Source organism: Candidatus Zixiibacteriota bacterium (assembly GCA_040756055.1).
Taxonomy (GTDB): Bacteria; Zixibacteria; MSB-5A5; order GN15; family FEB-12.
The window spans coordinates 109,389-133,999 of sequence record JBFLZR010000006.1 but is presented as its reverse complement, the minus strand read 5'-3'; the positions used below and the strand labels follow the sequence as shown (position 1 = coordinate 133,999).

At 53.2% G+C, this 24,611-nt stretch carries 18 protein-coding genes; 3 read left to right on the top strand and 15 right to left on the bottom strand.

Going from position 1 to position 24,611, the window contains the following annotated elements:
- The first annotated feature begins 6 nt into the window (after nucleotides 1–6).
- Together AB1483_12065 and AB1483_12060 are read left to right on the top strand one after the other, a co-directional pair.
- Nucleotides 7–1,200 carry a hypothetical protein gene (locus AB1483_12065; GenBank protein ID MEW6413185.1) on the top strand — a complete coding sequence of 398 codons (1,194 nt, stop codon included), beginning with the start codon at nucleotides 7–9 and terminating at the stop codon, nucleotides 1,198–1,200.
- 153 nt (nucleotides 1,201–1,353) lie between these two features.
- The gene (locus AB1483_12060; GenBank protein MEW6413184.1) at nucleotides 1,354–2,142 is read left to right on the top strand and encodes a hypothetical protein; all 789 of its coding nucleotides are present in this window, start codon (nucleotides 1,354–1,356) and stop codon (nucleotides 2,140–2,142) included.
- Nucleotides 2,143–2,242: 100 nt separating this feature from the next.
- Here AB1483_12060 and AB1483_12055 read toward each other — a convergent pair whose 3' ends face one another.
- The 15 genes from AB1483_12055 to AB1483_11985 form a co-directional block, all read right to left on the bottom strand.
- A complete protein-coding gene (locus AB1483_12055) occupies nucleotides 2,243–3,298 on the bottom strand; it encodes a hypothetical protein (GenBank protein MEW6413183.1) in 1,056 nt (351 codons plus the stop codon).
- 397 nt (nucleotides 3,299–3,695) lie between these two features.
- The gene (locus AB1483_12050) at nucleotides 3,696–4,682 is read right to left on the bottom strand and encodes an NHL repeat-containing protein (GenBank protein ID MEW6413182.1); all 987 of its coding nucleotides are present in this window, start codon (nucleotides 4,680–4,682) and stop codon (nucleotides 3,696–3,698) included.
- Complete coding sequence (locus tag AB1483_12045; protein ID MEW6413181.1) at nucleotides 4,675–5,262, bottom strand: hypothetical protein; 588 nt, start codon at nucleotides 5,260–5,262, stop codon at nucleotides 4,675–4,677. The genes AB1483_12050 and AB1483_12045 overlap by 8 nt, the downstream gene beginning before the upstream one ends.
- Nucleotides 5,263–5,264: 2 nt before the next feature.
- Complete coding sequence (locus AB1483_12040) at nucleotides 5,265–5,849, bottom strand: hypothetical protein (protein MEW6413180.1); 585 nt, start codon at nucleotides 5,847–5,849, stop codon at nucleotides 5,265–5,267.
- Between the two features lie 16 nt (nucleotides 5,850–5,865).
- Complete coding sequence (locus tag AB1483_12035) at nucleotides 5,866–7,587, bottom strand: hypothetical protein (GenBank protein MEW6413179.1); 1,722 nt, start codon at nucleotides 7,585–7,587, stop codon at nucleotides 5,866–5,868.
- Complete coding sequence (locus AB1483_12030) at nucleotides 7,587–9,740, bottom strand: cytochrome c3 family protein (protein ID MEW6413178.1); 2,154 nt, start codon at nucleotides 9,738–9,740, stop codon at nucleotides 7,587–7,589. Before AB1483_12030 ends, AB1483_12035 begins: the two co-directional genes overlap by 1 nt.
- Nucleotides 9,725–10,681, bottom strand: coding sequence for a cytochrome c3 family protein (locus tag AB1483_12025; GenBank protein ID MEW6413177.1), 957 nt, complete (start codon nucleotides 10,679–10,681; stop codon nucleotides 9,725–9,727). Before AB1483_12025 ends, AB1483_12030 begins: the two co-directional genes overlap by 16 nt.
- Nucleotides 10,682–10,689: 8 nt before the next feature.
- Nucleotides 10,690–11,646 carry a hypothetical protein gene (locus AB1483_12020; GenBank protein ID MEW6413176.1) on the bottom strand — a complete coding sequence of 319 codons (957 nt, stop codon included), beginning with the start codon at nucleotides 11,644–11,646 and terminating at the stop codon, nucleotides 10,690–10,692.
- On the bottom strand, nucleotides 11,616–14,813 hold the full coding sequence (locus AB1483_12015) for a cytochrome c3 family protein (GenBank protein MEW6413175.1): 3,198 nt from the start codon (nucleotides 14,811–14,813) through the stop codon (nucleotides 11,616–11,618). Before AB1483_12015 ends, AB1483_12020 begins: the two co-directional genes overlap by 31 nt.
- 9 nt (nucleotides 14,814–14,822) lie before the next feature.
- Nucleotides 14,823–15,281, bottom strand: coding sequence for a hypothetical protein (locus AB1483_12010; protein MEW6413174.1), 459 nt, complete (start codon nucleotides 15,279–15,281; stop codon nucleotides 14,823–14,825).
- Nucleotides 15,282–15,520: 239 nt separating this feature from the next.
- The gene (locus AB1483_12005; protein MEW6413173.1) at nucleotides 15,521–17,278 is read right to left on the bottom strand and encodes an ABC transporter ATP-binding protein; all 1,758 of its coding nucleotides are present in this window, start codon (nucleotides 17,276–17,278) and stop codon (nucleotides 15,521–15,523) included.
- A gap of 66 nt (nucleotides 17,279–17,344) precedes the next feature.
- On the bottom strand, nucleotides 17,345–18,424 hold the full coding sequence (locus tag AB1483_12000) for a radical SAM protein (GenBank protein MEW6413172.1): 1,080 nt from the start codon (nucleotides 18,422–18,424) through the stop codon (nucleotides 17,345–17,347).
- Nucleotides 18,421–19,764 (bottom strand): SPASM domain-containing protein, encoded by a 1,344-nt coding sequence (locus AB1483_11995; protein ID MEW6413171.1) that lies wholly within the window; start codon nucleotides 19,762–19,764, stop codon nucleotides 18,421–18,423. The genes AB1483_12000 and AB1483_11995 overlap by 4 nt, the downstream gene beginning before the upstream one ends.
- Nucleotides 19,765–19,914: 150 nt before the next feature.
- Nucleotides 19,915–20,037, bottom strand: a complete 123-nt coding sequence (locus tag AB1483_11990; GenBank protein ID MEW6413170.1) for a hypothetical protein — start codon at nucleotides 20,035–20,037, stop codon at nucleotides 19,915–19,917.
- 295 nt (nucleotides 20,038–20,332) lie between these two features.
- Nucleotides 20,333–21,118 carry a hypothetical protein gene (locus AB1483_11985; protein ID MEW6413169.1) on the bottom strand — a complete coding sequence of 262 codons (786 nt, stop codon included), beginning with the start codon at nucleotides 21,116–21,118 and terminating at the stop codon, nucleotides 20,333–20,335.
- A 204-nt stretch (nucleotides 21,119–21,322) separates the two neighbouring features.
- Between AB1483_11985 and AB1483_11980 the strand changes: the two genes are divergently transcribed.
- Nucleotides 21,323–24,601 carry a S41 family peptidase gene (locus AB1483_11980; protein MEW6413168.1) on the top strand — a complete coding sequence of 1,093 codons (3,279 nt, stop codon included), beginning with the start codon at nucleotides 21,323–21,325 and terminating at the stop codon, nucleotides 24,599–24,601.
- Nucleotides 24,602–24,611: the final 10 nt, after the last annotated feature.

The window sequence follows — 24,611 nt, the reverse complement described above, 5'->3', positions numbered from 1 at the left end:
AGAAAAGTGAAGCAGATTTTACGTACGCTTTTGATCGCTGGTGTATTTATCGGTTTAACGGCGGCGGCCCTGGTAATTCAGACCGACAGCGCCAACGCCATACCGGCCTTTGCGCGCAAGTACGGCATGTCGTGTACCACCTGTCATGCACCTTATCCGCGTCTGAAGGCCTATGGTGACGAGTTTGCCGGCAATGGTTTCGCGCTCAAGGATCAGGACGCCCCCAGATATTTTCAGAATACCGGTGATGAAGATCTGGATCTCATACGCGATTTCCCGTTCGCCGTTCGCCTGGAAGGGTTCATCAAGCATCAGACCGAAACCGAAAAAGATGTCGACTTCACGACACCGTACAATGTGAAGTTGCTCTCAGGCGGCGCTCTCTCGAAAAACATCGCCTACTACTTCTATTTCTTCTTCAGCGAACGGGGCGATGTGGCCGGTCTCGAGGACGCGTTTATCATGTTCAACAACGTTTTCAACAGCGAGCTGGACATTTACGTGGGTCAGTTTCAGGTATCGGATCCTCTGTTTAAACGGGAGCTTCGGCTGACTTACGATGACTACCAGATTTATCGCACAACACCGGGGTCGTCCGATATTAACCTCACCTACGATCGCGGTATAATGCTGACATACGGCTTCGAGAGCGGCACGGATATAGTCGTCGAGGTGGTCAACGGCAATGGTTTGGCGGCGGCCGATGATTTCCGGACATATGACAAGGATAAGTACAAGAATTTTGCCGGACGTATTTCGCAGGACATAGGCGCCTACTTACGGTTAGGTGGGTTCGGATACTACGGTAAAGAGGCCCGCTTCGCCAATACCAACGAGGTGTGGATGCTGGCGCCGGATATGTCCATCACGACCCCCAATGACAAGCTGACACTCAATGTTCAGTATGTCGAGCGAAGCGATGACAACCCGAATCTTGTAATGGTGAAACCAGACGACGAAGTCAAAACCCGCGGCGCGTTTGGCGAGCTTCTGTTTATGCCCGATGGTGAGCGGAGCAAGGTCTACGCGGTTGGTTTGTACAACTGGGTTGACTCCGATTTTGACGGAGATGATTACGAGACCATCACCGGCCATGTGGGATACCTGCTCAAAACCAACATTCGTCTCATCGCCGAGAACACTTACGACATCCAGAACGAAGAAAACAGGCTGGTTCTGGGCTTTATCGCAGCTTTTTAACATTACCGTTTTTGTTCAAAAAGTCAACACGGGCGGCCGTTTCCGGGCCGCCCTTTTCTTATATGGCATTGTACCTGCCTTTTCCCCGCCCAAAGACGCGATTCGATTCTGTCGAATGCGAAGAATTCTTTTAAGTCTGCCGATACTTTTCATATGCGCTATTTGTGCTGGGGCATAGCAGCTTTGTTCGCACTCGCGGTCGCGGCGACTTTCAAGTTCGCATTCGACACGGCAAGCGTGCGATCAGCCGAGAGGTTCGACAACCCTCACAAGAACATCCCGTGCACCGACTGTCACCCATTCACCGCCGATTTAAACGCCGGTACCGGTATCAACACGGAGTACCGCCAGCAGTGCGAGAGGTGTCACCAAGCGAGGTTGGTAAATCCCAGTGGTATTCCGCTCAATTTTCACAGCACTCGCGACAGGGCCTGTCGTGAATGTCACAGTTTCCACAAAACCGAGCAGATAACGGCCGCGAAGAGAAGCTTTCTCGTGAGCTTTGAAAACAGTTTCCAGCGGGGACAGTGCTTTTGTTGTCATGGTCCGCGAGAGAGTTTATCCGGTCTTTCGCCGGATCACCGGACCGCTGCCGTAATATTTCACTCGGATTTCGCTGTGCTGGGAAAACTGAGCGTCTCGCAGGCGTGCCTGATCTGTCACTCGCAAACCGCCGCGCAAATATCAGAGGAAATCGCTCATTTTGCCCAGGATGCTCCCAGGTTCAAAGAGCACGGCAGTCATCCTGTCGGGGTGGAAGTCGTGCCGGGGGCGGGTGAACCGGGGAACGCGATCGCCGATCAGATCAGCCAGGAGATACAATTATTTAACGGCCGGATAGAATGCCCCAGTTGCCATTCTCTTTCGGCCGGATATGCTAAGGCCCGCCTGGTTTGTTCTTCGCAAAACGAACTGTGCCGGGCCTGCCACAAAGTCGACTGACCCTTATCTTCTCTAAGGTAAAGACCCTCACAAAAAAGAGGAGAGCTTTTGGGCTCTCCTCTCTGTGAGGGATATATAACCCGATATTTCGGGCTATATATTAACCACCTTGTACGTGACACTGATTACAGACTTCCTGGAACCGGGTGCCATCGCCGTCCTCGCCCCAGTTGGCGTCGCCGGTTGCCCAGATAATGCCGAAAGCGTTCTGGTTACCGTGAGCCTTGTGGCAGGACATACAACTCGGAGTTAAATCAGCCGGAGCGCCAGTCCATGGCGTTCCCCAATCACCCCAATCGCCGGTTGCGCTCATCACCTGGACGCGATAAGCATGGCCGGAGAATGTGGCTGTGCTGGAATGACCACCTGTGATAGCACCAATGTTGGCGTCGGCGGTCGGGTGACGGTACCACTCGGTCTGGGTAGCCGCGCCGACATTTCTCATGTTAGCATCGGTCGATGAACCATGGAAATCGGTGTGGCATCCCTGACACCAGGCGCCGTAGGCCGAACCGGTCGGGTCGGGCTCGTTGAAGAACACGTTCTGGATATCGTAGTGGTCGCCACCAAGGGCAGCCGATATCTCATAGATATCCTTCGTGAGGTCGTTGGTACCAACTGCATAGCTTAGACCGGGACCGGATACTCCACCGGCGCTGTAGAGCAGGTTACGATAGGGATTGTTGCCTGCGGCAATAAATCCACCATAACCATGCTGCTGATGGCAGTCGACACAATTGAGACCATCGGGGTTGCTGAATACGCCACCCGGGGCAGCATCAGTGGAACCGAGGGTATGACCCGTAGCATCGAAATACGGAGCCGTGTTATCACGGTTCAAGGCGCCAGCCTGGCGACCGTTGGTCGGGGTGTTGCCACCATTGGCGGCCAGTACGTCGGGAGCGAACGACTGATTGTCGTGACAGGCCAAACAGAGATTGTTGATCTCGTCACGAAGCAAAAAGTGATACGGACCCGAAGCACCCAGACCGACAGTTATGCCGCTGCCGTTGCCATTGTACCCGTGAGTTTGACTGTAGTGCATCACGTGGCACTCAGCACAATTGAGCGATGCACCCGTATGGTAATCACCGGCAATTGCACTGGAGGTAAGAAGCGCGAAAGCCGCGATTCCCACCAGGATGAGTTTCTTCATGAGTTTTACCTCCATACCTTTGCTCTTAAAAGTTAAACTCAGTGAATAATGATTAATGAGGTCAGTGTTCCAATCTTCTGAAGGGCCAGGATTCGGTTGGCGAGACATATCGAAGGGCATACAGTATGTGAGAAATTTCACAAGCCCTAATTTAAGAAATCCGCCCTTTTGTAGCCCCTTTTTTGCCATTATGTCTGCGTCCTTGCCAACTAACGAAGTAATCTATTAGTACACTTTGTGAAAAAAGTATCTTTATTTCTCAAAAGGTAAGTAAAACGGTCTTATTTGTCAAGTCCTTTGTGTCTTTTTTCCGGAGAAATTTTATGGCTGGAGCGAGTTGTCATTAGTGCGTATTCCCTTTTTTATATCTAACACAAATACGCACTATAAACAGGACTTATTTGGCCTCAAAACGTTGGATTCGACTGCCTATTCGTTCCACGATGAAGAAAGCTGAGTCCCCGGCGGCCACTATATCGGTCGGATAACGGAATTCACCGGCATTAACGCCGTATCCACCCACAATTTCACGGAACTCCCCGTCATTGTTGAAGACTTTGACCACCTGCCGAAGGCCGTCGGTCACCCATATGGTCGGCAGAGCACTATCACCCATTGGCAGGATTTCTATTCCCGAGGGGAAGGACAGGTCGCCGCGCTCGATCTGGTGACCACTGAACCCATAAAGGAACGTACCGATGGTATCAAACACTTTAACGGCGGGGTCGGCGTACAAATCGGTGACAAATACGCGGTCCTGCCAGACCTGAATGGCCAGAGGGGTGTTGAAGTCGGATGGGCCTCCCCCCTTTTGGCCGATTGATCTGACCAGTTCAAAATAGTCATTGAGAACCATCACCGTGACAATGTCGCCGGAGGCGATGACATACAGGTTCCCCTGTTTGTCAATTGTCAACCCCTCCGGTTTGATCGTAAGAGTCGTATCTCCATAGACAGCGTTCAGGTAAATTTTTTGAAGAGATTTCCCCCGGAAGTCGAGCAGGTCGAGATAATCAGCGAAATTATCGGATAGTATGATTTCGCCCACGGCGTTGACAGCCAGATCGCGCGGTTCGCCCTTGACCAAATTTCCGGAACGTTTCTCGGTGACATAGTGCTCAAAGGAATATTTTGGATTGAGCAGCGAGTCGTAGATTACAACCCGGCCGTTTCCGGCATCGGCCACGAAAAGTTCGCCGGCGGACCTGTCGAAAAAGAGTGCCCCGGGATTGCGAAGGTGTTTCTGCCAGCCATCATCGAAAGCGGCAGCGGTGATATCAAAATCAAAAGGTGGCGGAGATTCCTGCGCGACAGTCTTACTGGAAAGGCACAGCAACACCAGCCAGAGAACGACAGCGATCAGAATGGTCGTGTGTTTAGTCATCCGCGAATAATCCAGAAAGTTCACTGACCACATCATCAACCATCTTTCCGGCAAGATTGTCGGCTGACCTGACCGCGCCGATACCAAAAGCTATTTCTCCTTTATCACCCCGCCCGTTAGAGTTGGCCACCCACACGGTCTTTTTGGTTTTGCAGTCAATCAGACGGCAGTTAAACGAGACTTCGGGGACCTTGCCGAGATAATTGTTGTCGTATTCTTCGTATTCGATGGCCGAGCCGGTGAGAAGCAGGTCCGCGTCCAGACTGGCGGCCAGGCTGTCGATTTGGAGGTCGGTAAGAAGCGACGATGACCGAACCCTGAATTTCCTGAGGCTCTCGTAGACTTTTCCAAATTCAATGGTCTCGAATCTCATCTTAGCGGTCATGGCGCTGAGAAAGTAGTCGGTCAGTTTTTCGGCGGCCTTTTCTTTTCCGCTGAGGTTCTCGAACGGAAGCACGGCTATCCGCGAAGAAGAGGGGAGCTTTTCTTCGATGCGTTTCTTGGCTGTCATGTTGGCGGCACATCCAGCCAGCAGCAGCACCAGACCGATCGAAACGATTCGTGTCAGCACCTTGTACATGGTTACCTCGACACTTCGCCGAACGCCCGGGCAACATCACGGCAAACCTTTGTTGTCATATCCCCCAGAGTATGGGTTTCTCCGAAGGAGAAGATGGGGAATTTGGGGCCGCCCTTGCGGGATGTTTCATAACTCCAGACCACTCTTCCGGTTTGACAGTCGATGAATCGCACGATCACCGCCACCAGCGGGAACTCATCCTGTCCCGAGCGCACCATGGTGAATTCCTTCACCGCACCCACAAAGACACCTTCGACCTGGGCCTGCTGCCCGACCGCCATCGCCTGCTCGCTCGTTAATTCATCAACGGCGTTCACCATATCCTGCTTGACCACCGTCTTGACCACCTTCTCGACATCGCCCATATTCGCCACCGAAACGCTGTTGAGGATGAGCAATTCCGTCACGAAGCTTGATGTAACCTTGTCGGAGGCGTTTTTATCGGTAGTCAGGTTGGAGAACGGTATGACGGCAACGCGCGTGTAGAAACCGAAGTCGGCTTCGTCATTTACGTACATGCGGTTACCGCCGCACGAGGTCAGCAGCATTATCAAACCGAAAATTAGTATGAGCTTTGGTCTTAACATAGAATTACCTGCTTCTTCATATCTGTATACTTAACACACTTTGAATGGATTCGTTTTCAATTTTTTGGCCCAGCGCGTTTTGAGTCCTGCTGTGCAGGTAGGCCACCGACAACGTCACTTTCGGTGAGAGGTACATCAGAAGCTGCCCGTTTATGTTGCGGGGCCTTATGTCTGTCGTTTCATACTGGGCCTCGTCGGCGATGAAAATCTCCCTCGTCTGCTTTTGTTCGTTTACGGAAAGATAAACATTAAACGCCCGCCGAAAAGTATAACTGATATATCCGGTCGCTGAACTCTGGCTGGATCTTACAGAACTATTGTAATCACTATATATATAAGTCGCGTTCATATTGAGATTCGAGCGGGGCGTGTAAGTAAGCCCGACATTATAGTTCTCAGAGAATGAACTGTTGAAGCGAAGCGCGGAGCCGATATACAGCGCGGTGACTCGGAATCGTCCTTCGAGACGGCGCGAGAAATTGAGCCTCGTGTCGAGCGAGCGGGTCAGCTGGTAGCGACGCTGCTGGTCCACCGGATCACTGTCGTGAGTCAGTGAGACATCGATAAATGTCTTGATATACTTGCGCGGAAACAGATTGAGCGACGCCTGATAGGTATCCAGAATATAGTCACCATCGTTGACAGTATTTATTACCAGACCCGAAGTATCAAGAATCGGAACCAGCCTCGTGGATTGCTGAAAAATCGTTCGATTATAGGTGAGCCGGGTATCAACGCCGCTTCGAAAATAGCGAGTCAAAACCGCCCCGAGATTGACATACTCGACAATGTTGTTGTCGCCATTCTGCCGATTGTTCTGGTAGCCTTTTCCGGCCTGAAAGCTCAGGTAACCGGTCGGCGAGAACTCCGCGATGGCCGACATGGTCTGATTATCGTTTTCTATCACCGACTCCTGCTGCTTCGCTTCGAGAAAACGCCCGGAGTAGCTCAGGTTAACAGAAAGGTTGTCTAAGGCATTCAACAGAATCAGCGAGTTGAAGCTGTGAGTGAAGGAAGTCTGGCTGAGTATGGTATTGCTTTCGCGGCGCGTATCGTAGTAATTGTAGGTCGCACTGGCATATCCTAACCCGATGAGATTCCGGTTGAAACCGACTGTACCGGAATAGGTCCGCGTGGTGACATCCCTTCCCCCGGGTAAATTACTTACCTGCCTCAGATTGTTGTAGTTGGCCCGCAGCGTAAGCGGGTCGATTGAATACGAACTCTCCATGACGAGGTTGCGATTGAAAGCATCGAATTTCGGCTCGTCTTCCTTGTCGAAGTTCTTCAGATGCGAGTAAACAACATTGAGGGTAGGATAGTCGGTGTACGCAAGTTGCCCCGTGAGACGCCAGTCCCGATAGTAAACATCGACATAATCCGTCACGGCCGCCGTGAAACTGCGACGCTTATAAGGTGAATACCGGGCATTGAAAGCATATCCATAGCTTTTCAAGTCAAAATAGTAGATGGGCTGAAATTCGTGGTAGCCCGTGAAAGATTGTTCTCTTCGCTGGAGATTGGCGGTAAATCGGATGTGGTTTTTATAGAAGAGAACGTCCTCATAATTGAGAATGGCCGTCTCGCGGGTGACATCGTCCTCGGCTGTCTCGCCATTTTGTTGTTTGAGGTGTTCGTATGACAGGGAGGCATTACCGAAGAACCTGCCGGCATACGCTGGCTCATCGCAAAGCGCGAGGGAGATTATGGAAAGAGCGAAGACGGCAACCCGATACATTAATAACTCTCTCCTGTCGGATGGTGGCAGTTGGCATAACAGGTGCTCGTAGTGGCATCGATCTGCTCCCAACCATTGATATAACCACCGAAGATGAAGGCGTTCGACATACCGGCGGGAGTCGGGGAGCAGGATGGGAAGATAAAATTGGAGCCGTGAATCTTACCGATTCCCGAACCATTGTCGCAGGTTGCATCCTGGTCGGTATCGTAGCGCCCAGCATGACATCCGCGGCAGGACTGACCGTTTCGGCCGGCCCCGCCCGGATCGGTATGGGCTCGGCGGTCATGGTCCGCGAAGCGTGAGACATTCTCCGAGTTGAAGACATAGTAGGTCTCGTCGTGACAGCGAACGCAGAACTGCCTCTGAGCCGACGTAAACAATGTTCCGATAGTCGGTTCGCGGAAATATGTCTCGGTCAGAAGCATGCCACTGTTGGCGCTGCCGTGACCACTTGTTTCGTGACAATCGAAACAACTTATCAGATCGTGCGCCGCTGTCTGGTTGAAAGGCGGCAGCATCGTGGCGGTAAAGTTGTTCTGCGTGCCGGGCACGGTGTAGGGATTAGTGCCGACAGCGCGCACCGGATGATACGACGAGTTGAGCGGGTCAAACTGGGTGAAAACATCGATGACCGTCGCGGCCGGGTCCGAAAACGGTGCCAGAGAAGATCCGCCGGGCACCCGCGCTTCAACCGCCATGGCTCCATTATCGTCATGGCACTTCAGGCAGAACGAATTCTGTACTTGTACCACCCAGCTCTCCAGAAAAGCGCTGTTGAGGTCACGCGTAAAGCTCGTGAAGCCATTAAGGGATTGCCCGTTGTCCGGGTCACGCAGTTCAACAAAGCCGTTGGCATGGTAAGCGCCGTTGATATCGCCGGTCACCGCAATCCCCTCCATGTGACAGACACCGCAATCATTGTTGGTCACGGAATCGGTGACACCGATGGCGTTGACGTGGTGTGCCTCAAGAGCGAACTCTCCCACCACGGGACGGCGAGTGCCGCGCGCGGTAGCGTGACAGGCCACACAACTTCCACCTATACCGGGATTATGAACGTTGTTGCCGGTTGGCGAAGAATAATCGCGTCCGTGGCACTCGTAGCAATGTTCGGTCGAGTTGGCGACGTGCTCGGCGACCGATGCCGGCAGCGGCGGCAGCATCAGACCTTCAACCGCGTCCGCCGGCGCGACACCGTCGGATGACGGGTGACAGCCAAAACAGAACCGTCGCACCTGGGTGTTGTCGTTGCGAATATCAGTCAGCCCGTACCATCCGGTCCTCTGGTCACTGAGCAGGTATCTGTTGCCGCCCATCCCGCCATACCCCGTAGAACCATGCGGATTGTGGCAATCATAGCACGGCAGACGCATCCCGGAAGACACATACCCTCCACCGGTAGTAACGCCGTGACCGCTGCTGGCGCCGGGGTTGATTGACCTGTCGTAATAGTAGGCGATTGTCCGCGAGGTATCATCCATACCGACCGGTCCGTCGACGCGATGACACTCGAGACAGAGCGCGTAATTTTCAGCTTCCAGACCGACTTCCGAGCCGGTGATGCCGCGATAAGTCGTGTCCAGCATATCGTGTGGCGCGAGTGTGCCGTGGGGGTTGTGACAATTATCGCACGAGCCGTTGCCGAACCAGTCTTTGACCGGCATATCCTGATCGAAATAGTGTGGCGAAAACATACTGTTCTCCCACACGACCCGTCCGGGCCATCGCACGCGATTCTCCAGACCGGGTAGTCTGGTGCCCCCACTGTTGAATTCAAAGTAGCCGGGGTCGCTGGAGCCTATCGGTAAGCGGTCGGATTCCTGCGCCGGATAGCCTGCTGTCGCTCCGGTAGGCTGGTCGGCGTGGCAGCCGCCGGAAGAAGCCGAGAAACACAGCTCATTCGAATTGAAAGTGAAAAGACCGTAGGGAAAGGTATTGTCGGGGTCATGGGTTACATGACACTGGGCACAACTGCCCTGCGGATAATCCGGCGTCCGCAACACCCCGTTATCTACCGAGCCGTGAGGTGATTGACGGTACCGGCTGTCATCGGCTCCAATCTGCCCCGCGGTTGCAAGCACAATCGCGGCGAACAGGGCGACCGCGCCTGCTGAGCGCAATGCTCTGATGTAATTTATTTGTTGTGGCATTGTTGACACCCCGCGATAAAGTCTACATCACCTTCGAGATATGACCACAACAGCGCTTTCTCATTGGAGCCGCCGTGGGCCTTGTGGCAACTTCCGCAGAATATTCTATTCGATTCCGCCGGCTGACTCGCGCTGGTAAAGTCGGTGGCAGTGGGGACCTCGAATGGAACCCTGATAATCCCCGCGGCATTATCAGCAAACCCTTCTCCGCTTCCGGTAATCCAGTGAGCGGCATCCGTATGACCATCGACCGGAAATTCGTTGATAGCCACGTTTATCGGATGACTGTTGAAATGGGCCGGAGGTGAAGCCACGCTGTTTGTTGCCAGCTGGTTGTGGCAGGACGCGCACCAGGCCGAGTAAGCTTGCTTATAGCCGACATTGTCGCGGCTATAGGCTGTGGCCGAGCCGCTTGTCGTAGGAGGGATGTCGGGCGGAAATTCCGTGAACAGATCGACGTTCTCCGTCAATATCAGCGAGTCGCCAACACCGGCCGGGTCGAAAAGCAGGTTGCGGTAGTTGCTGTTGCCGTGCGGAGCATGGCAATTCGCGCAATTCAGTTCCACGAACAGGGCCTCCGTTTGAAGAGGAACAATGGAGCCCAGCGCCAGATTGTGACCCATGATATTATCGACACCAATCAGGTCGAAATGACCGCCGGCGCTTTGCCCCGACAGAGAGGCATCATACATCTGTACCGGTTGTTGAATATCGGGCGCCGTCGGATCGGTACCATCGTGGCACGAAAGGCACAACTCGTTTACGGTATTTTTCAGAAGAAGCGTGGAGAATGGACCGCCCGGCAGCGGCTCGCCTTCTTTGGAAGCATGCTGGATGTGGCAATCCTGACACCGCAGGTTCGGCTCAACGTGCCAATTGCCTGCTTGAACAACGCCTGCCGCCGCCAGTAGAATCAACATTATCGTTATACGAATCTTCATATACGCCTTTACTGCAGGGTGTAAAAAATCAGTCTGCCGGTTTCTTCGAGTACGGCCATCCGGTTATCGATTGTCCCCACCATGGCAATCGGGCTGACCGCGCTGTTGTCAAACGGCACCTTGCTCAGTTCTGTGCCGGTCTGGTCGAATATGCGGTACTGGCTGTTGGTTTTGTCGGCCGCCCATATGAACCCCCGGGAATCGACTGCTGCGCAAACCGCTTCCCAGCCTCTCTGCTGGGATGGCTGGTTCCAACCGCATTGATAGAGAAATTTACCGTCGGAAGCGAATACCTGCACCGGGAAGTTCTTGGAATCGGCGATTACGAGTTCGCCCGATGTGGTAGTGGCTATGTATGATGGCGCGAGCAGGAGCCCCTTACCTGAACCGTCGCGAACGACAATCTCTGGGCCCTCCCATTCAGAGTCAAACCGATACAGGCGTGCGGCACTCTGGTCGAGGATAAGGTAGGTGCCGGCTGGTTCACGGATTATCTGATCAATCGTAAGATTATCGAACGCGCCCGAGAGATTCTTGACGGTATCGATTACGGCGGCATTGTATTCGTCCACGCCATAAACGATTGGGTGGTTAGCCTGGGTAAACAGCAGACGTGTGTCGGATTCGAAACAGACAGCCGCCGGTTGCTCCAGCCGAATCTGCTCGCCCACTGTCCACAGCAGGCGGCCTTCGAGATCAATAATGATTATTCGATTGGTGGCGAGATCGCTGATGGCAATTTTTTCGCCGTTGGGTGAGACCGCCATGGCCGACGGTCGGTCAAGCTTGTACCGCCCGCCAATGACACTGTAGTCGCCTGTTATAGTCTGGGCGGAGGCTATCGATGCGCCACCACCCGAAAACATACCGGCGAGTAATACCAGAAGGCCGGAGAAATAAGTTGCTATCTTGTACGCAGTGTTCTCCCTAGCCCTTATCGAGACACCGTGTGACAAATGATACACAGCTTTCTATCTTTTTCGGCCACCAGTATCGCCGTGTAATCGGACGAATGCGGCGAATGGCAGCCGACACAATTCAGTGGTTCCTTTGTTCTCGGATCCGTTACGCCGACACCCATCGGGTGATAATGCGTCTCCACAGCGCCTTCGTGGCAGGTCAGGCACAGCTCCATGATGTCGGCTGTGGCCAGTAAACCGGAATTGGCGCTGGTGTGGGGCTGATGGCAGTTGCCGCAATCCTCAAAAGCTACGGCGTGTTTATTCTTGCCCTTGAATTCGTTATCGTCGTGACACGATAAGCACAGCGAAATACCCTCTTTTAACAGAAGCTTCGAGCCATATCCAACGTGCGGCCCGTGACACTCAACGCAGCCATCTTCCCTTTGCAAAGGAGCGTGAACGACCGCATTAGCCGTGCTCTCCAGGAAGTCCTCGTGACAGGCAAAACAAACTCGATTGACCGGCGCGATCAACTGATGCGCCTTCATACCATCGTGACATGAAGTACAGTCGCCATCGGCGAACGGAACGTGCACATCCGGCAGCAACAGTCCTTTAGAACCGGCCGGTCCGGCGTGGGCGGCGTGACAGTTTTGACAATCGACACCCTCAAGGCTGAATCCCTTGTGAGCCGTGCGCAAATCGCGGTCCGTAAGATCGTGACATTGCCCGCACAGTTCTACCTTCGATGTTGTCAGCAGCGCGGACTGATTGCCGGCGTGAGGCACATGGCAGGCACCGCAGTCGCCATCGGCAACCGGCGCGTGCGGGGCGCCTTCGGTAATCTGACGATTGATGTCCTCGTGACACGAGACGCAGAAACTTTCCGCCGGCTTGGTTGTCAGGCCCGGATAAGCCGATGCGTGCGGACGGTGACATTCCAGACACTGACCTTCTTCAAAAGGACGGTGGCTGACCGACAGTTGTTGCTGGTCTTTAATATTTTCGTGACAGGTCATACAGAGACTGCTTCCTTCAAACCTGAGCAGACCGGCGTAATCGGCGGCGTGCAGACTATGACAGGCGCCGCACTCTTCACCCGCAAAAGGAGCGTGTTGATGCTCAAGTTCAGCGGATTCCGTCACTGTCTCATGGCAGGCGCTGCACAGCTCTATGGCCGAAGCAATCAGAACCGCCTTGCCATCGGGACCAATCTCATGGCAACTGCCACAGTCATTGTCGGCGAACGGCGGATGAAGCGTATTGCGGACCAGCTTGGGCTGATCGCTGATGTGCGGATTGTGGCATTCCAGACAATCGGCAGTGGTGATATCGTATCCATCGTGCGCTGTCGTCAGGGCATCATCGACATCGTGACAGGTGACACAAAGATCCGGCGCGGCCGCGACTACGAAGCCGACGTTATCCGACCCGTGAGCGGCGTGGCAGGCATCACACTCACCCTGCGCTACTGGAGCGTGAGCGTTCTGTCTGCGAAACTCTTCCTTCAGATCATCGTGACAGGTGTAGCACAGGTCGGCGGAAATGCCGCTGAGTTTAGGAAGTTGCCCGACCATCAGACCGCCAACGTCGACTTTCGTCATTCTACCCGTGACGAGCTTTGGCTGGTTGCCGCCGTGCGGGTTATGACATCCAGCGCAATCTCCCTGCGCGGCTGGAGTGTGTACAAATTCTTTCTGGAGATCGAGGCTTTCATAATCGTGACAGGATGAGCAGAGTTCATTGGGTCTCGCTGACAGCAGATGCAGATTATCCTTGCTGTAATGAGGCACATGGCAACCCTGGCACTCATCAACCGCCGGAGCGTGCGGGACATCCATACTGAGCCGCTTTTCGATATCGACGTGGCAGACCAGACACGGGGCGGCGCCTTCACCGCGAACCAGATGAGGCGTATCGCTGAAGTGCGGTAGGTGGCAATCGGAACACTCGCCGGTCATGTAAGGCTGGTGCCCCGATGCCGCATTGAGGGCCTCGCGGTCGGGTTCGTGGCACCCGGCGCACAATTCCACGACGGGAGCCCTGAGGAGCTTCTCAGCAATACCCTCGTGCGGTTTGTGACAACCCAGACAGTCATCCAGAGCCGCGTGAACGTTGGCGGCGGCATCGCGCGACTGCGCAAAATCCTTATGACAGCCAAGACACAGAGTGGCATCATCCGCCTTCACAAGAGCAGCGTTGTCTGAACCGTGCACTTCATGACAGCCGCTGCAATCTCCCGTCACCACCGGCATGTGCGGCTTTTGGCCTTCGCCGGTCAGCACACCATCGTGGCACTCGCCGCAAATAGCTCCCTGGCTGTCCCTCAGAAGACTGCCAAAACGTGATGAGTGAGGACTGTGGCAATTATCGCAGTTGTCCGCCTCCACAGCAGGATGCGGATGAGATTTGGAAAGGTTTTCGATGATATCGTCATGACACGCGGCGCACAATCCACCGGGAGAAGCACCTTCTTCAAAAGCCACTTTTCCGTTGGCATCCGGTAAACTGTGGCAAATTTCGCAATCCCCGCCGGCAAACGGGGCATGGGCGTCATCGTTAAGCAACCCTTCGCCGTTCGAAGCGTGAGCGTCGTGACAGTCGCTGCACGGCAGCCCCCCGGCGTTGCGCTCTTTATGCACCGCGGCCCAGGTCTCATCGGACTGGTCATGACACGACCCGCATACGGCAAATATATCGGCGACAAGAAGACCCGGATTAGAACTGTTGTGAGCGGCGTGGCAGGTCAGGCACTCCAGTCCATCGTATGGAGCGTGGATGAATTCCTTCTGGCGGGCGGCGTCCATGTTGTCCTGATGACACATCAGGCAGAAGTGCTCCACCGGCGTGTCCGGCGATGGTTCCCACAGCATGGCGGCTTCATTGGAACCGTGCGGGTCATGACAATCCCAGCATTTGCCCGAGGCTACCGGGAAGTGGACACTTCCCTGGCTGTATTTTTCTTTCAAATCGGCGTGACACTTGTAGCACAGTTCGGAGGTGGCATCCTGAAGAATCAGCTTCTGCGCGAAACCGTGACGTTTGTGGCAGCTTTCGCAGTTTTCGTCTTTGACCGGCTGGTGCGCAAACTTGACCTTGGAGTAAATTTCTTTCTCCTTGGTGTGGCAGTCGTAGCAGGTTTTCGCTGCGAAGGCCGATGGTGCGAAGGCCGCTATGGTTATTAATGTAAAGCTGATCGCTATGCTGTATGTGACAAGTGTTCGCCGCACAACTACCTCTCACTTTCTGGCTGGCGCCTCGACGTATTTATCACTTACTTTGAAGTCCACAAGCTTGAAAGCCAGAAGATCGTCACGTTTGAAATGCGGTGACGACAGCACATAGAACCCCCAGCTTTCCTGCTTTATCTCATCATCAACCGAAACCCGGACTCTCACTGCGGGATTGTACAGAGTGTCGGACATTTGCAGGGCCTCACCTTTCTGGGTTATGCCCAGATGCGGATTGAAGCCAACTACAGCGGCCTTCCACTCATCTTCCCCAATATAAAACGGTTGGTCCATTCCGACAGTATCGATTTGCACAAAATCGGGATAAAGTCGGTGGCGGGATTCGATTATGAAATATTCTTGCTGCTCGCTTACATCGGTGGAATCGGCCTGTTGGGGCCAAACTTGAGAGGTCAGAGTAAGAATCAGGATGAGGGCAAGAATTGACGAAGACGGGCGGTTATTCATGGTGTGTTTAGGTCTTCCTTGTTTTATTTGATTCGTCCTTGTGAATAAAATAACAAATTTTGTCCTGTTGTCAACTTTTTCTTGATTTTGTTAGCGATTGCTATAGTCCAGAATGCATGCCGTAAGGCGTTGATATAACGACACTTAACTATCGCTCGCCATAGCTGCTCAGTCGAACTGGTCAGTCTGTCGGTCAGCAGACATTTGAGAAATCCAAGAAATATTCGAGGGCAATGGCTCTACAACAGCAATTGCTTGCTGGCGAGTTCGCGGTATAAAATCGAGGAAACCATCAGACCATCGTGCGTTCCCTGATCAACAATCCGGCCGTTGTCCATCACGACTATGCGGTCGGCGTGGCGGACGGTGGCCAGACGATGGGCCACAATCACGGCGGTTTTCCTCTTAAGAAGCTGGCTCAGGGCCTGCTGAATCAACTCTTCGGATTTGGAATCGAGCGACGAAGTAGCCTCATCGAGCAATATAATCGGCGGGTCATTCAGGACAGCACGGGCGAGGCACAGGCGCTGTTTTTCGCCGCCTGATACAGTCACGCCCCTCTCGCCTATTTCCGTATCATAGCCTTTCTTCTGACTGACGACAAAATCATGGATATTGGCTATCCTCGCGGCCTTCTCAACCATCTCCATTGTGGCGTTCTGGTCAGCGTAGGCGATATTATCACGGATGGACATCTTAAACAGCAGCGGATCCTGATCGACCAGGCTCATGTAACCGCGGAGGGCCTTGAGGTCGATTTGCTTCAAATCGACGCCATCGAGCGTCACGATACCGCTATCCGGGTCGAAAAAACGCATTATAAGATTTATCAGCGTGGTTTTCCCCGCGCCCGACGGTCCGACAATGGCTACTGTTTCTCCGGAGCCTATCTCGAGCGAGAGATTCTCGATAGTGAACCCGGAACCATCGTGCCGGTAGCTCACGTTGTCAAGGCGAATAGCGCCGCGCACGTCTTTGAGGATTACCGGCTGCGAGGGCTGCGTAACCGCCGAAGGCAGGTCGAGGTATTCGAATACGCGATTGACCGAAGCCATCGCCGACTGTACGTTGACATTTATCGCGGCAAGGTCCTGGACCGGACCATACAGATAGGCCAACAGCATGTAAAACGCCATCAGGGCGCCCAGCTTCATACTCCCCACGGCAATCAGGTAGGTACCCCAGGCGAGGACAATCACGGGGCCGAGCATGTTCAGGAAGTAGACAAAGTTGTAGGACAAAGAATTGACGACGGCGTTTTTGATATAAAGGCCCCACAGGCGCTCCAGGATGCCAACCATTTTGCCGGTCTCCGCTTTCTCCTGTCCGAAAGCGCGCACTGTTCTGAGGCCGCCAAGCGATTCTTGAATCCGCCCTTGAAAAGATGCTATCGTCTCCTGCAACCGTTTGGCAATTCCGTGAGCCTTAACTCCAAAGTAATTGGAAAAGACTATCGTCAAGGGAACCGGCGCCAGAGCAACCAGAGTGAGTTTCCAGTCAACGAAAAGCAGATAGACCAGAATACCTAAGAGAAGCAGCACATTCTGGAGAAACCTGAGGATGGTTACCGCCAGAAGATTCTGGATTCTGGAAACATCCGAGAGAATTCTCGAAATGATTTCCCCCATCTGGTATTGCTGGTAGAACCGGAATGAAACTGTTTCGAGATGGGCAAACAGCTCGGTTCGCATGTCGTTAATTATGGAGGCTCCGATCCTCGTGGCGAGGTAATCTTGGATGGCCGAGAAGACGACCCGCAGAAAGTATATACCAATCAGAATAACTCCGAACCACAGAGCCGGAGTCCAGTCGATACCGTTTTGAGTCGTTTCGGTCAGATGGGGGATCAGGTCATCGATCATGTACTGAACGGCCGCCGGCAATGCCAGCGCCAGCACCGCCAAGACCATCATCACCAGGAAGGTTATAACCTGGAGATGCCAGTATGGGCGAAGATAGCCCCACAGACGTTTCAATACAGCTTTATCTGGAAGCATAGAACCCTGTTGCCCGGGGGAGGTTACTTATCATCTATATAGTATAGCCGTCGTTTGACGCCAGCGCTACTGGAAATCTTCCAACAACCTCAAAACGAGTTCATCATCCACCGGCTCAATTCCCTGTTTCTGCTCTATCTGGTACATGCAGTAAGGGTTATTGGCTCTCTCACCGGTCGCCGATACTGATGTCGTGGCACAGCCACCGCGGCACAGCGGAAGGTATCTGCAGTCATGGCACGCGCCGGTAGCCGTCTCGCGGGTGAATTTGCGGTTATATAGAAAATTATCCGGGTCATTCCAAATTTCCGTGAAGGATGAATCACGAATGTTACCTTCGACGAACTGTTCGGGCATCGACAGGCAGCCTTTCACTTTGCCATCGGACTCGATGCCGGCTATCCTTGTACCCGCATAACAACCGAGGTAGGGATCTTTCCCCCACAACTGCGCGCCCTTGCAGCCGTAGTAGCCGATATTTTCACCGACAAAGACCTGGATCTGGCTGGAGTCCTTGGAGAATTCAAGAAGCTTATCGATCAGCACCGGGTAGTTTTCGAGAGTGAGAACGAGGTCACGCTGCATGCGACCGGTGCAGGTGGTCATTTGCACTCTCCAGCGCTTACAGCCTGCATCTATCAATATTTGGCGAATATCATCGAGTTCTTTAAGATTCAAATTGGAAACTTGCGTAACCGCCTGACAGGGCAAATTTGCCGCCGTCATCAGTTTCATGGCGTTTAAGGCCCGCTCGTAGCTCTTGTCGTTCTGGCGAATATAGTTGTGCGTTTTCTCGGTACCATCGAAACTGACGCCAACACTGCTGATACCGACCGCCTTGAAGTCCTTAACGATATCTTCAGTGACAGCGTAGCCGTTGGTAATGAGATACAGGTCAATACCCTTTGATTTTATGTATCTTCCCAGTTCGCGCCAGTCTTTTCTAAGCAGCGGCTCGCCGCCCGATATCGTTATCGAAGCGCATCCGAGGCTGTGCAGTTCGTCGACGAGTTTAAAGGCTTCATCGGTTGTGAGCTCTTTGGGGCGCAGGGTTCCGGCGGAAGTTCCGCAGTGAAGGCAGCGCATATTGCAGGCGAAAGTTACTTCCCATACCACGGCAGCGGGGTAGAATTTGAAGTCGTTCATGATTGCTCCTTGGCCGACCTCGCCATTTCTTGCTGTTTCGAGGCCGCTATTATCTCCAACATAGGTTCCAGATTATATTTCCAGCTTTCGCAGACCTGTTCACCTGAAAGTCCACGGTCAGCCCTCCGACTCGGGCATCCTCCCATGCAGATGGGAAGCAGATTGCACGAGCGGCAAGTTTCTTCTTCGAAAGGATCCACTTTAAACAGTCTCCTGAAGTTCGCGTGCTGGAAGTCGATTTCGTCTTTGATATTCCCCATGCACCTTTCGCGATTGCCCACATAGTTCCAGCAGCGGTACAGGTCACCGAGCGGGTCAACGACAAATGAATTGACAATTTGGGCCATGCAGCAGACGGGTGTGGGCGACGGTATTTTTTGAATCATAAAGCCATTCGCCAGAAGCAGACGATAATAATCAGTCTCGACCGCCGAGAAATTCGTATTGTCGTAGCAGGCTTCGGCGATATTGGCGCAGACTTCGGTTGACGCTTCCAGGTGTCCGAAATTGATCGGCACTCGCTCATGTAATCCGGCCTGCTTGAGTTCCGTCAAGAGCTGTTGAATGGTTTGAGCTGAAAAGCTCTTGTCAATATTGACCCGGATAGAAATTCCCAGACGGGTCATGGCGTATTTCAAATTTTCGATAATCGTGGAAAAACTGTCTTTGCCGTTTTTCAGGGGCCGTTTCGTGTTGTGTTGTTCGGCGGGGCCATCGAGAGTTACCTGTCCGCCGACCACTTTCAACTCGCGAAGACGATCGACTGTCTGCGGGGTCAACAGATAACCGTTTGTCACAATTGAGGCAGTGTAGTGGAACTGGTACTCCTTGCTGAATTCGATAAATCGCGACGACAGGTCTTCTATGATATCCATGGCCAGAAGCGGTTCTCCGCCGTACCAGGTCACACTGAGACTCCCAAGTGCCTTGGCCCGTTTCTTAACAAACTCCACCAGGCTTTCCACTATTTCCGGCTGCATGCGGCCACTCTTGTTCTGCTCATAGCAATATTCACAGGCCATGTTACACGCCATCGTGGGGGCTATGACAAGACCGAGCTCAGAGATATTGTAGCGACCTATATTGTGTTCAAATTTTATCGCGGCCAGTTCGTCATAATCATCCGGGCAAACGAACTTGCCGTATTCCAGTTGCTTGAGTAATTTCCGCTCCTCATCACTGAGGTCTTCGAGACCATTCTCGAACTTATCGAGCAAGCTTTCGTAGACCTCGTAATTTTCGGGGGTCATTAGCGCCACGGCTCCGGAACGGGCGTTGTAGGCTATGTAATACTCTTCGCTGAATCGCTGAAAGTGGTTATAAAGGGATTTCTTAGGCATTTTTAGTTTCTATTAGTTTGGCTGAAAATTATGGGGCGCGTATGGCGCGCCCCATAAACGGAGGCCGGCATTCGCCGACATCCGACATCGTTATCCGGGGCAACCGTCCGCTTCAAAACCAAGCAAGACAGGTTACCTGTAGTTTAATCATCACTCCGGCGGAAGAATCGGATCGATACCGTAGAGCGGAATATATTTCGGGCTGCAAACCGGCGGTTCATAGCTCGGGCACTTCTTGCCAACCATGGTCGGGTCGATTAAAAAGATCATCAAATCACCTCCTTAAGATCGTTTGGGATTCCCATTCATCTCTCTGCGAACAAACAGAAAAATATGTAAAAACAGCCATTACCTATGTGGTATGTACTCTGATGATACGGGTTAGTTTGACGCTTACTATCTGCTGCTCATCCAAGCTCTTAGCCTGGCGAAGTGAGGCGCCAGAAACGGCTAAGTTCTTTTCCCTCTTGTGCTAATGTCCTCCCTGGCGGTACCGGGAGGACTTAACAATAAGATAACTTTTTTGTCCTTTTTGTCAAGGATAATAATGTCCGCCATTCGCGCCGGATTACATCTCCGGCTGCATTTCCATTGGGTCTACTTTTTCGTAGTCCGCCGGAATGTCATATGTCCCCGCCGGAGCATCTTTCTGCTCCCACTCAAGGACTTCCAGCGTACTGCGAATAACGGCCCCCATCATATTCGCTTCGGTCACGCTCTCCACGGTCACCCCGTGAATCTTGAGCATTTCCTGCCGCATTTTTTCGAACCCCGGCATCAAAGCCATAGCGCCGTTGGCTGCGTTCTGGAACATCTCGAAATCCAGGTCTATGTCGTCAGTGGCCCAAACGTCGGTGGTGGTCGTCCCCATAGGCATTTTCATCACAACAACATACTTCTTCGCATCCCAGTCTTTGATTTTCTTTGTTTCATCGGTTGGGGTAACCGTAACTTCCATCGAAGCCATCATCGCTTGAGCCATCCCCTTCATCATTTCGGCCTCTTCGTCGGCCCCTTCACCTTCTTCGGAAGGCATCATCTCTTCCATAGCCTTACCGATATCGGCCGACATCTCGGAATAGGCCTTTTTGTTGTGATCTACAAAGTAGAGCATGTTATCGGTGGCATCATAAATGACCCACTGTTTGCCGGGCGATTGCATGGATGAGCGGGTATCACCGATCCAGACAACGGTAGTGTCAGACCGACCCGGTTGGTTCTGCCCCATAATCGAGACAGGGTCTGTGATGGTAACCTGTTTGATATACTGATCAGCCACAACCGGCGCAGCTGCAGTGAATACGACGATTGTCAGCACAACGGTGCCGAGCCATTGAATCCGTCTGCTAAGCATAGCACTCCTCCTTGTGTGATTAGAACTGCTGGAATTATCATTGATGTCTGTCCAGTTGTCAACGAAAAGCCTGAGGACGGCTAACTGCTTGAAATATATCGAGAAGAATGGAATTGACTGTAAACCTTCAAGGCCGTATCATCGTATACGACAATTGATACCGAAGCAAATGCCTCCATTGGCTCCAACTATATGAGGAAAATCATGAAAAGACTGTTCGCCGTTTGTTACACAATAGCGCTATTAATTAGCGGTCTGGTTTCCGTGTCCGCTAAAGAGTTCGAGAGCGCCGCCCAAACTCGCGTCGGATATTACCGTCAGCCGGCCATTCACAACGAGACTATCGTCTTCGTGGCCGAAGGCGATCTGTGGAAGGTCGGTGCCGAGGGCGGAGTGGCACAGCGCCTGACCACGCATCCGGGGCTGGAAACCCAACCGTCGATATCGCCGGACGGTCGGATGGTGGCATTCGCGGGGAGGTACGAAGGCGTGAATGATGTGTTCGTGATGCCTCTGGCAGGGGGACTTCCTGCCCGTCTGACCTATTTCGGCCGACGGGCCGAGGTCGCCGGCTGGTCACCATCGGGAAAGGTCCTGTGCGTGACCCTCAACTACTCGACCCTGCCCAACCGACAGTTGATAGAAGTAGACATCGCGACTCGGCAGCATGAGCTTATTCCCCTGAGTCAAGCGGCTCAGGGTTGTTACGATGACAGCGAGCAGACACTTTATTTTACGCGGTTACCGTTTCAGGGAAGTTATGTTAAGCGCTACAAAGGCGGCACGGCTCAGAATCTCTGGAAGTTTTCCGCGGACCAGCCGGAAGCTATTGCGCTGACAGCCGATTACCCGGGAACGAGCGCCAATCCCATGTGGTATGAGGGAAGGTTATATTTTCTCAGTGACCGCGACGGCACCATGAACATCTGGTCCATGGATAGCAGCGGCGGTGGCCTCAAACAGCACACGCAACACGTCGGCTGGGACATACAATCGGCCTCCTTGTCCAATGGCAGAGTAGTCTATCAATTGGGAGCGGACATTCACCGGTATACGATTGCCGATGGTATTGACCGCAAGCTGGACATAACGCTGGCATCCGACTTTGACCAGATGCGCGAAAGGTGGATTGATGAACCTCTGGATTATCTGACAGCGGCTCACCTTTCCCCTGACGGCGAGCACGTTGTAATGACCGCCAGAGGTGCCGTCTTCGTGGTACCCCGCAAGGCAGGAAGACTGGTCGAGGCCACTCACGAGAGCAGCATCCGCTATCGCAGCGCCAGATTTATGCCGGATGGCAAAACTGTTGTGGCGTTAAATGACGCCTCGGGCGAGCTCGAGTTCTGGAGTATGGCCGCCAACGGGTTGGGGGCGCCGAAGCAAATAACAAGCGACGGCACGGTGTTCAGATTCGACGGTATCCCGTCGCCTGACGGAAAACTCCTCGCCTTCGACGATAAGGCTCAGAAACTGTGGATTCATGATATCGAGCGCGGGGCAACAATTCTTGTGGACAGCTCCATCACCGCGGAATATTCAGGTATCGTGTGGTCGCCCGACAGCCGCTATCTCGCTTTTGTCAAAGGCGCGCATAATTTCCTCGGACAGATTTTTGTTTACGATATAGAAGGAAAAAAAACGATCCCCGTGACCACGGATCGTTTCCTCGACCACGACCCGGCCTGGAGTCCCGACGGCAAGTGGCTTTACTTCCTGTCGGATCGAGACTTCAACACGATTGTCGCCAATGTCTGGGACCTCAACCAGCCCTTCCCGCTGATCGATCAGATGACGAAGATCTATATGCTGCCTCTAACAAAAGGACTTCGCTCACCGTTTGAGGCGGATAACGAGCTAACGCCGAAACAAACCGAACCGGAAGCCGACAAAGGCAGGTCAGATTCGGCGGGGGGAGTCACGATAGACTTCGATGGGATTCTCGAGCGTGTGATGGAGACGCCCGTACCCGCCGGGAATTACTCGAGCCTGCAGGTAAACGACGAGCAACTCTACTGGCTTTCATGGGATAATACATCGCGCGGCAAACGCCGCCTGAATACTATCGAGATGAAAAACGATAATGCCGAAGTCAAAACGCTGGCGGAAGATGTCGGCGCGTTCGAGCTATCCGCAGACGGCAAGCGGATGTTGATCCGCAAAGACAAAAATCTCTACGTAACCTCCTCACAGGGGACATCCAATCTCGACCTGGGCAAATCGAAGCTGGACTTGTCGGATTGGGCATTTTCGATTAATCCGGCCCACGAATGGCGACAGATGTTCACGGATGCCTGGCGCATGGAACGTGATTACTTCTATGACCCCGGCATGCACGGTGTGGACTGGGCTAAGATGCATGACAAATACCTTCCGCTGGTCAGCCGCATTACCGATCGCTGGGAACTCAGTGACCTTCTGGGGCAAATGGTCGGCGAAATATCGGCCCTACACACTTATGTCTGGGACGGCGATGTGAGAACGGGACCCGATGATATCGCTGCGTCATTTCTGGGAGCAGTAACGACTCGCAGCGAGGCGGCCGGCGGTTTCAAGGTGGATTACATTTATCGTAGCGACCCGCAGCAGCCGGAGTTTCTATCGCCACTTGCCCACCCCAACGTCGGTGTTTCCATTGGCGATGTCATAACGAAGGTCAACGGTGTGCCGACCATGTCGTTTACGTGTCTGGAGGAACCTCTTCGCAGGATGGCCGGCAAACAGGTATTGTTGACGGTCGTGACGCCTCAATCGCGACAGGAACGTAATGTTATCGTGGAGCCAATATCCGTTGACGAGGCCCGTGGCCTGCGCTACCGCGACTGGGAATACACGAGGCGGCTTGAAGTAGAAGACATGAGCTACAATGAAATTGGCTATGTCCACCTGCGCGAGACGGCGACGAGCGACTATGGTCAGTGGGTTCGCGATTTCTACCCGGTTTTCAATCGCAAGGGGCTAATTATAGACATGAGGCACAATTACGGCGGTCAGATCGACAGCTGGATTATCACCACCTTACTCAGAAAATCATGGGCCTACTGGCAGTCGAGGATTGGGGTCCCTTACTCAAATATGCAGCTTGCGTTCAACGGCCACATTGCGGTGCTATGTAACGAGTGGACATCGTCGGATGGAGAGTTGTTTTTGGAAGGTATCCGGCGATTTGGGCTGGGCAAAATTATCGGCACGCGTACGTGGGGGGGCGAGATATGGCTGTCATATAATAACCTGCTGGTCGACAAAGGAATCGCTTCGGCTGCCGAGTCCGGCGTTTACGGACCGGAAGGTGAGTGGCTCATCGAGGGATACGGGGTTGAACCGGATATCGTGGTAGACAACCTGCCGCACGCCACTTTTGAGGGCGAGGATGCTCAACTGAAAGCGGCAATTGAGTACTTAACCGAGCAGATTCGGTTGAATCCGGTAGAGGTCCCTCAGGCGCCGCCGTATCCCGATAAATCCTTTGATGCGGGCCAATAGATGAGATGAT